14 protein-coding genes are annotated in these 13,360 nt (G+C 67.8%); 7 read left to right on the forward strand and 7 right to left on the reverse strand.

Features of this window, described 5'->3' with window-relative positions:
- Positions 1–1,504: alkaline phosphatase family protein (locus tag FOZ70_RS35085; protein ID WP_219707740.1), on the forward strand; the 1,504-nt coding region annotated here is incomplete at its 5' end.
- A 103-nt stretch (positions 1,505–1,607) separates the two neighbouring features.
- Complete coding sequence (locus tag FOZ70_RS35090; RefSeq protein ID WP_219707741.1) at positions 1,608–3,026, forward strand: cytochrome c peroxidase; 1,419 nt, start codon at positions 1,608–1,610, stop codon at positions 3,024–3,026.
- A gap of 36 nt (positions 3,027–3,062) precedes the next feature.
- Here the strand turns inward: FOZ70_RS35090 and FOZ70_RS35095 are convergent, their stop codons facing one another.
- From FOZ70_RS35095 to FOZ70_RS35115, 5 genes are all read right to left on the reverse strand, one after another.
- On the reverse strand, positions 3,063–3,794 hold the full coding sequence (locus tag FOZ70_RS35095; RefSeq protein ID WP_021159178.1) for a class I SAM-dependent methyltransferase: 732 nt from the start codon (positions 3,792–3,794) through the stop codon (positions 3,063–3,065).
- A gap of 79 nt (positions 3,795–3,873) precedes the next feature.
- Positions 3,874–5,184 carry an FAD-binding oxidoreductase gene (locus FOZ70_RS35100; protein ID WP_219707742.1) on the reverse strand — a complete coding sequence of 437 codons (1,311 nt, stop codon included), beginning with the start codon at positions 5,182–5,184 and terminating at the stop codon, positions 3,874–3,876.
- The gene (locus tag FOZ70_RS35105; protein ID WP_059492273.1) at positions 5,181–5,936 is read right to left on the reverse strand and encodes an amino acid ABC transporter ATP-binding protein; all 756 of its coding nucleotides are present in this window, start codon (positions 5,934–5,936) and stop codon (positions 5,181–5,183) included. Before FOZ70_RS35105 ends, FOZ70_RS35100 begins: the two co-directional genes overlap by 4 nt.
- Positions 5,933–6,589, reverse strand: coding sequence for an amino acid ABC transporter permease (locus tag FOZ70_RS35110; RefSeq protein ID WP_059484955.1), 657 nt, complete (start codon positions 6,587–6,589; stop codon positions 5,933–5,935). Before FOZ70_RS35110 ends, FOZ70_RS35105 begins: the two co-directional genes overlap by 4 nt.
- Before the next feature lie 88 nt (positions 6,590–6,677).
- The gene (locus tag FOZ70_RS35115; RefSeq protein WP_021159180.1) at positions 6,678–7,454 is read right to left on the reverse strand and encodes an ABC transporter substrate-binding protein; all 777 of its coding nucleotides are present in this window, start codon (positions 7,452–7,454) and stop codon (positions 6,678–6,680) included.
- Between the two features lie 159 nt (positions 7,455–7,613).
- Here FOZ70_RS35115 and FOZ70_RS35120 point away from each other — a divergent pair, with 159 nt between their 5' ends.
- Positions 7,614–8,405: an IclR family transcriptional regulator gene (locus FOZ70_RS35120; RefSeq protein ID WP_048023065.1), complete on the forward strand. Its 792-nt coding sequence runs from the start codon at positions 7,614–7,616 to the stop codon at positions 8,403–8,405.
- A 54-nt stretch (positions 8,406–8,459) separates the two neighbouring features.
- Here FOZ70_RS35120 and FOZ70_RS35125 read toward each other — a convergent pair whose 3' ends face one another.
- Both FOZ70_RS35125 and FOZ70_RS38340 read right to left on the reverse strand, forming a co-directional pair.
- Positions 8,460–8,912 carry a type VI secretion system amidase immunity protein Tai4 gene (locus FOZ70_RS35125; RefSeq protein ID WP_219707743.1) on the reverse strand — a complete coding sequence of 151 codons (453 nt, stop codon included), beginning with the start codon at positions 8,910–8,912 and terminating at the stop codon, positions 8,460–8,462.
- Complete coding sequence (locus FOZ70_RS38340) at positions 8,909–9,091, reverse strand: hypothetical protein (RefSeq protein WP_059552290.1); 183 nt, start codon at positions 9,089–9,091, stop codon at positions 8,909–8,911. The genes FOZ70_RS35125 and FOZ70_RS38340 overlap by 4 nt, the downstream gene beginning before the upstream one ends.
- A 116-nt stretch (positions 9,092–9,207) precedes the next feature.
- On the opposite strand from FOZ70_RS38340, the gene FOZ70_RS35135 reads away from it, so the two are divergent.
- From FOZ70_RS35135 to FOZ70_RS35150, 4 genes are all read left to right on the forward strand, one after another.
- The gene (locus FOZ70_RS35135) at positions 9,208–9,918 is read left to right on the forward strand and encodes a GntR family transcriptional regulator (protein WP_060220492.1); all 711 of its coding nucleotides are present in this window, start codon (positions 9,208–9,210) and stop codon (positions 9,916–9,918) included.
- A gap of 68 nt (positions 9,919–9,986) precedes the next feature.
- Positions 9,987–10,793 (forward strand): SDR family oxidoreductase, encoded by an 807-nt coding sequence (locus FOZ70_RS35140; RefSeq protein ID WP_219707744.1) that lies wholly within the window; start codon positions 9,987–9,989, stop codon positions 10,791–10,793.
- Positions 10,794–10,828: 35 nt separating this feature from the next.
- Positions 10,829–11,761, forward strand: a complete 933-nt coding sequence (locus FOZ70_RS35145; RefSeq protein ID WP_219707745.1) for a 3-keto-5-aminohexanoate cleavage protein — start codon at positions 10,829–10,831, stop codon at positions 11,759–11,761.
- A gap of 224 nt (positions 11,762–11,985) precedes the next feature.
- Entirely contained in the window at positions 11,986–13,314 is a 1,329-nt protein-coding gene (locus FOZ70_RS35150; protein WP_059591186.1) for an MFS transporter, read from the forward strand.
- Positions 13,315–13,360: the final 46 nt, after the last annotated feature.

Consider the following 13,360-nt stretch of genomic DNA (forward strand, 5'->3'; position numbering starts at 1 on the left):
GTTCGACCACTACTTCGGCACCTACCCGAACGCGACGAACCCGTCGGGCGAACCGGCGTTCACCGCGAAAGCCGGCACGCCGACGCCGAACGGCCTGACGGGCACGCTGCTGACCGCGAACCCGAACTTCACGAACACGGCCAACGGTACCGACGCGGCGAACCCGTTCCGCCTCGACCGCACGCAGGCCGCGACCGCCGACCAGAACCACGCGTACACGGCCGAACAGCAGGCCGAGGACAACGGCCTCGCCGACCTGTTCCCGAAATACACCGGCAAGGGCTCGTCCGGCGGCGCCGGCGCGTTCGGCACGAAGGGCCAGGTGATGGGCTACTTCGACGGCAACACCGTGACCGCACTGTGGAACTACGCGCAGCGCTTCGCGATGAGCGACAACACGTACACGACGGTCTACGGGCCGTCGACGCCGGGCGCGCTGAACGTCGTGTCGGGCCAGACCAACGGGATGCAGATCGTGAAGACGTCGAAGCAGCCTTCGACGCTCGCAGCCTCGTCTTACTACATCAATGACGGCCAGGGCGGCCTCACGATGATCAACGACGTCGACCCGGGCTTCGACGTGTGTTCGAGCACGACCGACCAGGCGATGATGACGGGCAAGAACATCGGCGACCTGCTGAACGCCGCGAAGATCACGTGGGGCGGCTTCATGGGCGGCTTCAACCTGTCGACGACGAACGGCAACGGCACGACGGGCTGCGCGCGCAGCACGGTCGCCACCGCCGTGAACGCCGCGACGGCCGACTACATCCCGCACCACAACTGGTTCCAGTACTACGCGTCGACCGCGAACCCGCAACACACGCGCCCGAGCTCGGTCGCGGCGATCGGCTCGAGCTTCCAGGCCGACGGCAAGACCGCCGAACCCGCGAACCACCAGTACGACACGGACGACTTCTTCGCCGCCGTGAAGGCCGGCAACTTCCCGTCGGTCAGCTACCTGAAGGCCCCGGCCGCACAGGATGCGCACGCAGGCTATTCGGATCCGCTCGACGAGCAGGCGTTCGTGACGAAGGTCGTCAACTTCCTGCAGCAGCAGCCGGACTGGCAGAACACGGCCGTGATCGTCACCTATGACGACTCGGACGGCTGGTACGACCACGTGTACACGGCGCCGACGCACGCGTCGTCCGACCCGGTCGACCAGGTCAACGGCAACGGCAAGTGCGGCACGGGCGGCACCACCGGCGTGAACGGCGCGACCGTGAACGGCCGCTGCGGCCCGGGCGTGCGCATTCCGCTGATCGTGATCTCGCCGTACGCGAAGCAGAACTACGTCGACCACACGATGCTCGACCAGTCGTCCGTCGTGCGCTTCATCGAGGACAACTGGCTCGGCGGCCAGCGCATCGGCGGCGGTTCGTTCGATGCGACGGCCGGCGACCTGCGCGCGCTGTTCGACTTCACGTCGAAGCCGAACACGACGCCGCTGTACCTCGACCCGACGCTCGGCACCGCATTGAGCGCGGCACCGGCAATCTGACCGGTATTGCATGACCGCATGGCCGGCGCCTCACGCGCCGGCCGTTTCCGTTTGTTCCGTTCAACGCGCCGCTTCGTGCGGCGCCCGATTTCCGACCGACAGCATGACAGCTCGCCCCGCGTTCCCGTCTCCCGACGCCTCCGGCACCACCGCGCCGCGCGCCCCTTCCCGCCTGCTGCGCCGCGCGGCGTTCGTGATCGGCGCCGCCGTGCTCGGCTACGGCGCGTTCGCGATCGCGTTTCCCGCGCAGGTACCGGCGGCGATCGGCACCGTCGTCGCCGACTGGACGGGTGCGAACCCGCATCCGGTCGTGCTGCAGCGGCCCGCCGCGCAGCCGCTGTCGGCGGTCGCGCGGCTTGGGCGCGCGTTGTTCGCCGATCCGTCGCTGTCCGCGTCGGGCAAGCAGTCGTGCGCGTCGTGCCACAGCCCCGATCACGCGTACGGCCCGCCGAACGCGCTCGACGTGCAGCCGGGCGGCCTCGCGATGACGCAGCAGGGGTATCGCCCGCCGCCGTCATTGATGTACCTGTACCGCCAGCCGAACTTCAGCATCGGCCCCGACGCCGGTGAAAACGACGCCGCACCGAGCGTCGCGCAGCAGGCCGCTTCGGCCGCCGGCGTGGTGAAGGCGCAGAAGGTGGCCGGCACGTCGGCCGCGCCGCAACTCGTGCCGCAGGGCGGGATGTTCTGGGACGGCCGCGCCGATACGCTGCAGCAGCAGGCGTTCGGCCCGCTGCTGAATCCGGTCGAGATGGCGAACGCGAGCGTCGACGATGTCGCGCGCAAGCTCGCGCAGTCGTCGCACCGCGCGCAGTTCGAGAAACTGTTCGGCGCGCGCGTGTTCGACAGCCCGCAGCTCGCGGTGTCGGAAGCGATGTTCGCGATCGCGCGCTATCAGGTGGAGGATCCGTCGTTCCACCCGTACAACAGCAAGTACGATCGCTGGCTCGAAGGCCGCGCGCGTCTCTCGCAGGCCGAACTGCGCGGGCTGCGCCTGTTCAACGACCCGGACAAGGCGAATTGCGCGGGCTGCCACCTGTCGAAGCCCGGCAAGGACGGGTTGCCGCCGATGTTTACCGATTACCAGTACGAGGCGCTCGGTGCGCCGCGCAACCGGCAACTCGCGCAGAACCGCAACCCGGCGTTCTACGATCTCGGCGTATGCGGGCCGTTCCGCGACGACTTGAAGGACCAGACGCAGTATTGCGGGATGTTTCTCACGCCGACGCTGCGCAACGCGGCGACGCGCCATGTGTTCTTCCACAACGGCGTGTTCCACACGCTCGACCAGGTGATGGCGTTCTACAACGAGCGCAGCATCTCGCCGCAGAAGTTCTATTCGCGCGGCGCGGACGGCAAGGTCGACGAGTACGACGACATTCCGCCGAAATACCGCGCGAACGTCGACGTGACCGATGCGCCGTTCGATCGCAAGCCGGGCGACAAGCCCGCGATGACGGCGCAGGACATCAAGGATATCGAAGCGTTTCTGGGCACGCTGAACGACGAGCCGGCGCGCTGAGGGGCCGGCTATCGGTTGCCGTGCGCGCCGTGTTCGTCAGCGGCGCGCACGGATGCACAGGAAGGCCGGCGCCAGCGACAGTTCCGCATGGAGCCGCTCCGATACGGCTTTCATCTCGGGTAGCGGTGTCGGTTCGACGAAACGGTCGAGATGCCAGCCGGCGTCGGCGAGCGCATTCAGGATGTCGGCGAGCGGCCGGCGCCAGGCCTCGACGTAGGGTTTCGGTTCGCCGAAGCCCGACCAATGGAAGCCGAAACGGCTCGTATCGAAGTACGTGCCGTCCCCGCGCGTGCGCTCGTCCATCCAGTCGCGCATCGGATGCGCCATCGAGAACACCAGCGTCGCGCCCGGCCGCGCGACGCGTCTGAATTCGCGCAGCGTCGGCGTCAGATCGCGCACGTAGTCAAACGCGAGCGAGCACAGGATCTTGTCGAAAGCGTGGTCGGGCAGCCAGTCGAGCGGCGCCGCGAGATCGCCTTCCGCGACGTCGACTGCGAGCCCCGCGCAACGCGCCTTCGCGAGCGCAACCATCTCGGGCGTGATGTCGAACGCGTGCACGGTCGCACCGTGGCGCGCGAGGTGCTCGCTGCAGATGCCGGGCCCGCAGCCGGCGTCGAGCACCGTCAGGCCGTCGACGTCGCCCAGCAGCGCCATCGCGGCCGGCCGTTCGTACAGCGCGTTGTGCGCCTTGGTCGGCGCGATGTCCGCGTAGCGTTGCGCGAAGCTCGCGTACACGCGGCGGGCGGACGGTTCGTTCGGGTCGGTCATGCGGCATCCGTCGGTGGAGACTGGGCAGGCCGATTCTGCCCGATCCGACGGCGGCTGGCGACCTGCCCTCGCGCCGGCGTCAGGACAGGCTGTCGAGCAACCGATACCACGCGACTCCGGCCGCGATATAGAAGCGCTGCAACCCGTGCAACGGGATCGGGCGGATCGGCGTGACCCGGAACGGCAGCGGCAGTTGCGCATCGCCCGACAGATGCGCGGCCAGGTGCTTGCCGAGCGTCGTCGCCATCGCGATGCCGCGGCCGTTGTAGCCGAGCGCGATCGTCACGCCCGGCGCGGGCTCGTGCACGTGCGGCAGGAAATCCGCGGTGATCGCGACGCGCCCCGCCCAGCGGTATTCGAACCGGACGCCCTTCAGTTGCGGATACAGCAGCGTCGTCGCGCGTTCGAGGTGGCGCCAGTCGCTCGGCGCGCGCGGGTCGGCGAACGGGCCGCGGCCGCCCATCAGCAGGCGCCCGGCCGCATCGCGCCGGAAGTACAGCAGCAGGCGCCGTGCATCCGATGCAACCTCGCCGCCAGCGAGGATGTCGCGGCCAAGCTCCGGCGCGAGCGGTTCCGTCGCGACGATGAAACTGTTCGCGGCGATCACCGACTGGCGCAAGCCGGGCCACAACCCGTCGGTATAGCCGTTGGTCGCGATCACCACGCGGTCCGCCGACACCGTCGCGCCGCTGGCCGTCGCAACCTGCCAGCGGCCGTCGGCGCGCGTCAGCCCGACGGCGCGGGTCGACCCATGCACGACCGCCCCGCTCGCCTGCGCCGCGCGCACGAGGCCGTGCGTATAGCTGAGCGGCTGCACGCTGCCCGCGCGGCGATCGATCCAGCCGCCCGCGTAGGCATGCGTGCCGAGTCGACGCGCGACTTCGTCGCGGCCAAGCACGTCGACCGGCGCGCCGCGCGCGGCCCATTGCTGCGCACGGCGCGCGACCGTGTCGAGCATCGCGGCGGTCGGCGCCGGCTGGATCCAGCCGTGGCGACGCGCATCGCAGTCGATTCCGTGCCGCGCGATCAGGTCGAACACCGTGTCGGCCGCGCCGCCGACGATGCCGGCAAGCTGTTCGCCGGCCTCGTCGCCGAACCGGCGGACCAGTTCGTCGGGGTCGTATTTCAGCCCGGGAATCACCTGCCCGCCGTTGCGGCCCGATGCGCCCCAGCCCGGCTGCGCGCCGTCGATCACACGGACGTTGACGCCGCGTTCGGCCAGATGAAGTGCGGTCGACAAGCCCGTGAAACCCGCGCCGACGATCGCCACGTCGCACGACACGGACGCGTCGAGCGCGGGCGTATCGGGCGCCGGCGCAGCGGTTGCCGCCCACAGCGAATCCGGCCACTGCGCGTCGGGCCGTCCGGGTGCCGCGTTCGTTGCGCTCATGTTCGATCCGGGTGGTCGGCGCCGTCCGACGCCAGCAGGCGGCGGAGGAATTCCTGCGTGCGGGGATGGGTCGGCTGCGTGAGCACGTCGCGCGCCGGTCCGCTTTCGCAGATCGTGCCGTCGTGCAGGAAGCACACACGATCGGCCACCTCGCGTGCGAATGCCATTTCGTGCGTGACGACCACCATGGTCATCCCGTCGCGGGCGAGCCCGCGCATCACGCCGAGCACTTCGCCGACGAGTTCGGGGTCGAGCGCCGACGTCGGCTCGTCGAACAGGATGGCCTGCGGCTCCATCGCAAGCGCGCGTGCGATCGCGACGCGCTGCTGCTGCCCGCCCGACAGCTCCGACGGATACGCATTCATCCGGTGCGAAAGCCCGACCTTGTCGAGCAGCGCGCGGGCCTGCTCGCGCGCCTGCGCGGCCGGCATGCGCCGCACGTGGACGGGCCCTTCCATCACGTTCTCGAGCGCCGTGCGGTGCGCGAACAGGTTGAAGCGCTGGAACACCATGCCGACCCGCATCCGCAGTTCGTGGATCCGCTTCGAATGCGCGTCGACCTTCACGCCGTCGATCGTGATCGACCCTTCGTCATAGGTCTCGAAGCCGTTGATACAGCGCAGCACGGTCGACTTGCCGGAACCGGACGGCCCGATCAGGCACACGACTTCCCCCTGCTGCACGTCGAGGCTCACGCCCTTCAGCACCGCGTGCTGCTGAAACCGTTTATGGATGGAATCGATCCGGATCATGCGCCCCTCCTCAGTGCGAGCCGCTTGCCGAGCCGGTTCACGCCGAACATCAGCGGCAGGCCAAGCGCGAGATACAGCAGCGCGACGAGCGTGTAGACGCTCATGTTCTGGAACGTCGACGACGCGATCAGCTGGCCGGCGCGCGTGATCTCGGCGACCGTGATCGTCGACGCGACCGACGAATCCTTCAGCAGCATCACCAGCGTGTTGCCGTACGGCGGCAGCGCGATGCGGAACGCCTGCGGCAGCACCACGCGCCGCATGATCATCGGGCCGCGCATGCCGATCGCGTGCGCGGCTTCGATCTGGCCGTGGTCGATCGCCTCGATCCCCGCGCGGAAGTTCTCCGCCTGATACGCCGAATACGCGATGCCGAGGCCGAGCACGCCGGCTTGGAACGCCGACAGTTGCACGCCGAGATCAGGCAGCACGAAGTACATGTAGAACAGCTGCACGATGATCGGCAGCCCGCGGATCACGTTGACGATCGTGCTGCCGGCCGTCGAGACGGCACGATTGCGCGACACCTTCAGCAGCGCCAGGATCAGCCCGAGCACCGAGCTGAGCACGAACGCGCATGCGGTGATCTCGATCGTGACCACCGCGCCCTTCAGCAGGATCGGCAGGAAATCGATCGCATTCTGAAAAAACATGAGGTCTCCTATGCGACGGCAGGACGGCCTGCCGCCGGGAATGCCCGCGACGCGCGGGCGATGCCGGTCGGGAATCGAATGCCGACGCTCAGCTCATGTGCCACTTCTGCAGGATCTGCTGCAGCGTGCCGTCGCTCTTCATCTTGCGGATCGCGCCGTTGAGCTGTTCGAGTGTCGCGGTGTCACCCTTGCGCACGATGAAGCACACCTGCCCCTTCACGACGCTCTGGTATTCGGGCACGAGCCGCACCTGGCGATTGACGCCGTGCTCGATCTGGTACGCGACGATCGGCTGGTCGGCGAAGCCGGCCTTGATGCGCCCCAGCGCGACGTCACGCATGATGTCGGCGATCGAATCGTAGGTCCGGACTTCCTTGAAGATGCCCTTCTTGTTGAGCGCATCGACGAACGCCGTGCCGACCTGCGCGCCGACCACCTGGTCCTTGAAATCGTCCATCGACGTATAGCGGCCCGGGTCGTCGGCCTTCACGATCAGGCCTTCGCCGAACGAGTAGACGGTGTCGGAGAAATCGACGACCTGCTGGCGCGCCGGCGTCTTCAGCATCGCGGCCGAGATGATGTCGATCTTCTGCGTGGTGAGCGACGGGATCAGCGCCGAGAACACGGTCTGCTGCACGTCGACGCGAAACCCGGCCGACTTCCCGGCTGCCGTGATCGCGTCGACCATCATCCCCTGGATCGAATTGCTCTTGACGTCGAGAAACGTGAACGGCACGCCGGTGGCCGTCGCGCCGACCTTCAGCGTCGGCTCGGCAGCAACGGCGCTCGCCGAAGCCGTGGAAAGGGCGATACAGGCGGCGAAACCGGCGGCCAGTGCGCCGAACCGCTTGATGAACGGAACCATGGTGACTCCTTCTCGAATAATCCGGGCGCCGGCCGGTCGCTGATCGACACTGCGACGATGGCTTGATCTTAAAACGAATCAAAAACATCGCAAATAGATTTTTGCGTATCGATATTCGATACGTTATGATGCGATATCGAATCGATTCCGCTCCTCGCCATGGAAACGTCGCCCGACCAAGCAAACGATCTGCTGTTCAACCAGTCGCTGGAAAAAGGGCTGAACGTGCTGCGCGCGTTCAGCGCGAAACGGCGCACGATGACGCTCGCGGAAGTCGCCGACGCGGCGGGGATGACGAAAAGCTCCGCGCAGCGGATGGTCTATACGCTCGAGAAGCTCGGCTACATCCGCAAGCATCCGGTCACGCGGCGCTACCAGCTCACGCCGCACGTGATGCGGATCGGCTTCAACTATCTCGCGGCCGACACGTTGATCGACGTCGCGAATCCGTTCCTGTCCGAACTCACGAACCTGACCGGCGAAACGACCAACCTCACCGAGCCGGACGACGACGAAATGGTGTACGTCGCGCGTTTCGTGTCGACCAAGTTCGTGCCGATCCACATGCCGATCGGCAGCCGCATCCCGATGTACTGCACCGGCAGCGGCCGCGCGTTTCTGAGCGCGTTGCCGCCGGGCGACGCACGCGCGCGGCTCGACGGCATGGCGCGCACGCCGCATACGCCGCGCACGGTCACGGCGCTCGACGATCTCGTCGCGCTGCTCGACAGCGCGCGGCGGGAAGGCTACGCGACCAACCAGGAAGAACTGTTCATCGGCGACATGTCGATCGCGGCGCCCGTGCTCGGCAGCCAGGGGCAGCCGGTCGCGGCCGTGCACGTGGTCGCGCCGACGAGCCGCTGGACGTTCGACGACGCGCGCCGCAAGCTCGCGCCGGCGGTGATCGACTGTGCGCGCGGGATCAGCAATTCGATTCGGACGCTTGAGTAGCGTCGGCGAAACGGCACACGGCACGCCGTTGCATGGCGCAACGGCGTTCGATCGCTACTGCGGCTTGGGCGAATGCTCGGTCCGGTAGGTACGGTTCGGGCGCGATACGAGTTGCTTCGCTGCAACGTCCAGTTCCTTGCCGTGATACAGATCGATGCACTTCAGGAAGTCGAACTTCACATCCCTGACTTCAGATTCGACAACCGGATTTCGATAGTCACGGGCCAGATATTTCGCGACCAGCGCGTGAATGACATCCGGCGCACGTTCCATGTCGTAGTAGGTCCAGTCACGCAACGCGCTGGCGCTGCTACTGATGTCCTTGCTCGCGCCGGGCGCCTGCTTGTATGCGGTAGCCAGACATTCCGCGAGCACCATGTCCTTTAAGTTCTGGAGATAAGTTCGTGAGCCGGCCTCAGGCGCCGTTTGTGCGGCGTCCTTCGCCACGACCATCGCCGGTTGAAACGCGATGCACGCCAACGCGGCAGCGATCCGGACTCCCCTCATGACAGGCTCCAAAAATTTGCGCGATCGGTACGATACCGCGCGCCCGGTTCGTTGAAGTGACCATGGCTGCGGCTCTGGATGCTCGACTCCACCGCCATCCCCAGCCGCGCCTCGAGGATCGGATCAAACCCCGACGCGGAAAAGTATTGCCGACTGTCGCCGCCGGCCGCTTCGTCCATCCACCCCCTCGTTTTCCCCGATCCCGTTCGCCTTGACTCCGCCGCCTCGATCGACAAAACTTCGCACATCGTCAGTGTGATCACAGATCGCAGATCAAACCCAGGAGAACCCCGCCTTGGCGCCTCGTATCGTCCCGCCCGCACTAAAAGCCATCGAACAGGAAACGATGGCCGACAAGGTCTACCAGCAACTGCGCGAAGCGCTGATGAGCGGCCGTTTCGCGCCCGGCCAGGCGCTGAGCCTGCGCAGCGTCGCCGAGGCAGTCGGCTCGTCGACGATGCCCGTGCGTGCCGCGCTCACGCGGCTGCGCGCCGAACGCGCGCTGGTCGACGGCCCGAATCGCGCGCTCGTCGTTCCGCCGATGACGCTCGACATGCTCGACGAACTGCGCGACGTGCGGATCGCCCTCGAAGGCTGCATCGCCGAGCGCGCGTGCGCCCGGATGACCGACGCGCAGATCGCGGTCGTGCGCAAGACCTGCGAGACGATGCAGGCACACGTCGAGGCCGGCCGGTCGCGCGCCTACCTGCAAAGCAATTTCGCGTTCCACAGTGCGATCTACGCGCACGGCGCGAGCGAAAGCACGCTCGCGATCGTCGAGAACCTGTGGATGCGCGTCGGCCCGTTCCTCAACATGGTCGCGCTCGACATTCCGCACATGCGCCGCTCGATGGATGCGCACCGCGCGATCGTCGATGCACTCGAGCGACGCGACGGCGCGGGCGTGCGGGCCGGCATCGCGCTCGACATCGGCGGCGCCGCGCACGATCTCGCCGAGACGCTGCGGGCCGAGCAGACACCGCGGACCGTGAACGCGAAACCGTAGCGGCCGCTTGCCACGGCCGCCCGACACGCGAGCGGCCGCCATTACATCAACGATGGAGACAACCCGGCATGACAGCTTCCGACCTGCTGAAACCCTATGACGGCCTGCGCGTCCTCGTGACGGGCGGCGCGTCGGGCATCGGCCTCGAAATCGCCGACGCGTTCGCCGAATGCGGCGCGCGCGTGCACGTGTGCGACGCGTCGCAAGCCGCGATCGCGGCGCTCGCCGACCGGCCGCCGCGCGCCGCGGCCGGCGCGATCAGCGCGACGCTGGCCGACGTATCCGACCCGGCCGCGGTCGAGCGCGTGTTCGCCGACGTGTCGAGCCGCCTCGGCGGCCTCGACGTGCTGGTCAACAACGCGGGCATCGCCGGCCCGACCGGCGGCATCGACGAAATCGACCCCGTGCAGTGGGAACAAACCGTCGCAATCAACCTGAACGCGCAATTCCAGTTCGCGCGCCGCGCGGTGCCGCTGCTGCGCGAGTCGAAACACGGCGGCGCGATCATTGCACTGTCGTCGGTCGCCGGCCGGCTCGGTTATGCGTTCCGCACGCCGTATGCGGCCACCAAATGGGCGGTGGTCGGCCTCGTCAAGAGCCTCGCGATCGAACTCGGGCCGCTCGGCATCCGCGTGAACGCGATCCAGCCCGGCATCGTGCGCGGCCCGCGGATGCGCCGCGTGATCGAGGCGCGCGCGCAGCAGCTCGGCATCGGCTACGACGACATGGAGCAGCGCTATCTCGAGAAGATCTCGCTGCGGCGCATGACCGATCCGGCCGAGATCGCCGCGACCGCGCTGTTCCTGTGCTCGCCGGGCGGGCATGGCATCACCGGGCAGGCGATCTCCGTCTGCGGCAACGTCGAAGTGCTCTGACGCGTCCTGCATCGTTCATCGAAAGGAATCCATCCGTGGCAAACGCTCGCAAAGTCATCATCACCTGTGCGCCGACCGGCGCGATCCATACGCCGTCGATGTCGCCGTACCTGCCTGTCACACCGCACGAAATCGAAACCGCCGCAGTCGCGGCCGCACGGGCCGGCGCGGCGATCCTGCACCTGCACGCACGCAACCCGTCCGACGGCAAGCCGACCCAGGATCCGGCCGTGTTCGCCGAGTTCCTGCCGCGCATCAAGGCGCAGACCGATGCGGTGATCAACCTCACGTCGGGCGGCAGCCCGCACATGACGGTCGACGAACGGCTGCAGCCCGCGCTGCATTTCCAGCCCGAGGTCGCGTCGTTGAACATGGGCTCGATGAACTTCGGGCTGTACCCGATGCTCGAGCGCTTCCGCGAGCTGAAGCATCCGTGGGAGCGCGAACATCTCGAGAAAAGCCGCGATCTCGTGTTCAAGAACACGTTCGCGGACATCGAGACGATCCTCACGCGCTGCGGCGCGAACGGCACGCGGTTCGAATTCGAGTGCTACGACATCTCGCATCTGTACAACCTCGCGCACTTCGTCGATCGCGGGCTCGCGAAACCGCCGTTCTTCGTGCAAAGCGTGTTCGGCCTGCTCGGCGGGATCGGCGCGCACCCGGAAGACCTGATGCACATGCGCCGCACGGCCGACCGCCTGTTCGGCAGCGATTACGTGTGGTCGATCCTCGGCGCGGGCCGCAACCAGATTCCGCTCGCGACGATCGGCGCCGCGCAAGGCTCGAACGTGCGCGTCGGGCTCGAGGATTCGCTGTGGATCGCACCCGGCAAGCTCGCGGAATCGAGCGCCGCGCAAGTCCTGAAAATGCGGCAGGTGCTCGAAGGCCTGTCGCTCGAGATCGCGACGCCGGCCGAGGCGCGCGCGATGCTCGCGCTCAAGGGCGGCGACGCGGTGAATTTCTGATCGTCGGGTCGCCCCCCCCAACACCAGAATCCGCAAGCGCAGTGACAAGGCGCCGGCACGAACCGGCCGGCGCCAGGACGCCCTTCATCGCCCCGCTCCGTTCGAGCGCCGCCGGCGCGGCTCCGTCGACTGCCCATCCGCTGCCTGCCGCGCAGCGGCATTTGCCGAACGCGGCGCGCCGTGCTTGCCGTGCGCGCCGGTTCGCCCTTACCGGAGTCGTCCGCATGTCCACTCATCACGCTCAGGCCCTGTCGTCCGCCGCGACCGACGCGAACGCGTCGCTGAACCGGCTGCTGTTCCGCAAACTCATGCCGCTGCTGATCGCCGCGTATGTGATCAGCTTTCTCGACCGCACCAACATCGCGTTCGCCAAACATTCGATGGGCGTCGATCTCGGCATCTCATCGGCCGCGTACGGGCTCGGCGCGGGGCTGTTCTTTCTCACCTACGCGCTCTTCGAGATCCCGAGCAACCTGATCATGCATCGCGTCGGCGCACGCTTCTGGATCACGCGGATCATGATCACGTGGGGCGCGCTGTCGGTCGCGATGGCGTTCGTCCGCGGCGAGACCTCGTTCTACGTGATGCGCCTGCTGCTCGGCGTGGCCGAAGCCGGCCTGTTTCCCGGCGTGATGCTGTATCTGACGTACTGGTTCGGCCGAGAGGAACGTGCGCGCGCCACCGGCTATTTCCTGCTCGGCGTGTGCATTGCGAATATCGTCGGCGGGCCGCTGGCCGGTGCGCTGATCGAACTCGACGGCACGCTCGGTTTCCACGGCTGGCAATGGCTGTTCGTCGTCGAAGGCATCCCGGCGATCCTGCTCGCGTTCGTCGTGTGGACTCGATTGCCGGACCGTCCGAGCGCCGCGCCGTGGCTCGCCCCGGAAACCGGCCGCGCGCTCGAGCGCAAGCTGGCCGCCGAACAGGACGCGGGCGTCGCCGCGCACGGCGGCCACGCGTTCGGCGCCGCATTGCGCGACCCGCAGATCTGGCTCGCGATCTTCGTGTACTTCTGCCACCAGTTGACCATCTACACGGTGATCTTCTTCCTGCCGGGCATCATCGGCGCGTCGGGACGTCTGTCGCCGGTCGCGGTCGGATTGCTGACGTCGCTGCCCTGGCTCGCCGCCGCACTCGGGGCCGGGACGCTGCCGCGCTTCGCACGCGAGTCGCGGCATTCGCGGCGGATGCTGTGCGCGGGGCTCGCGATCATGGCGGCCGGGATGGTCGGCGCCGCGCATGCGTCACCGTTGGCGGGCCTGCTCTGCGTGTGCGTGTCCGCGTCGATGTTCTTCGTCGTGCAGTCGATCGTGTTCACGTTTCCGGCGTCGCGGCTCGCCGGCAGTGCGCTGGCCGGTGGGCTCGGGCTCGTGAATACGTGCGGGTTGCTCGGCGGCTTCGTCGGGCCCACCGTCGTCGGCGCGATCGAACAGGCGACCGGCAATGCAAAGAACGGGCTGACGCTGCTGGCGGCCGCGCTCGTCGTCGCGGCATTCGCGAGCCTCGCGTTGCGTCACGGGCACGAGCGCGCCGACGTGCGGTCGCGCGGCTGAAAGGCAGGCCGGAATCAGACCGGCGTGGGACGGGCTCCGCCCCGCC

The sequence above is a fragment of the Burkholderia sp. COPS genome (assembly GCF_019425585.1).
In the GTDB taxonomy this organism is placed as follows: domain Bacteria; phylum Pseudomonadota; class Gammaproteobacteria; order Burkholderiales; family Burkholderiaceae; genus Burkholderia; species Burkholderia cepacia.

Coding starts and splice junctions, on each gene's coding strand:
- FOZ70_RS35115 (WP_021159180.1), bottom strand. CDS start 7,454: ATGGTTCCGTTCATCAAGCGGTTCGGCGCACTGGCCGCCGGTTTCGCC.
- FOZ70_RS35150 (WP_059591186.1), top strand. CDS start 11,986: ATGTCCACTCATCACGCTCAGGCCCTGTCGTCCGCCGCGACCGACGCG.
- FOZ70_RS35100 (WP_219707742.1), bottom strand. CDS start 5,184: ATGAGCGCAACGAACGCGGCACCCGGACGGCCCGACGCGCAGTGGCCG.
- FOZ70_RS35120 (WP_048023065.1), top strand. CDS start 7,614: ATGGAAACGTCGCCCGACCAAGCAAACGATCTGCTGTTCAACCAGTCG.
- FOZ70_RS35140 (WP_219707744.1), top strand. CDS start 9,987: ATGACAGCTTCCGACCTGCTGAAACCCTATGACGGCCTGCGCGTCCTC.
- FOZ70_RS35105 (WP_059492273.1), bottom strand. CDS start 5,936: ATGATCCGGATCGATTCCATCCATAAACGGTTTCAGCAGCACGCGGTG.
- FOZ70_RS35110 (WP_059484955.1), bottom strand. CDS start 6,589: ATGTTTTTTCAGAATGCGATCGATTTCCTGCCGATCCTGCTGAAGGGC.
- FOZ70_RS35095 (WP_021159178.1), bottom strand. CDS start 3,794: ATGACCGACCCGAACGAACCGTCCGCCCGCCGCGTGTACGCGAGCTTC.
- FOZ70_RS38340 (WP_059552290.1), bottom strand. CDS start 9,091: ATGGACGAAGCGGCCGGCGGCGACAGTCGGCAATACTTTTCCGCGTCG.
- FOZ70_RS35090 (WP_219707741.1), top strand. CDS start 1,608: ATGACAGCTCGCCCCGCGTTCCCGTCTCCCGACGCCTCCGGCACCACC.
- FOZ70_RS35125 (WP_219707743.1), bottom strand. CDS start 8,912: ATGAGGGGAGTCCGGATCGCTGCCGCGTTGGCGTGCATCGCGTTTCAA.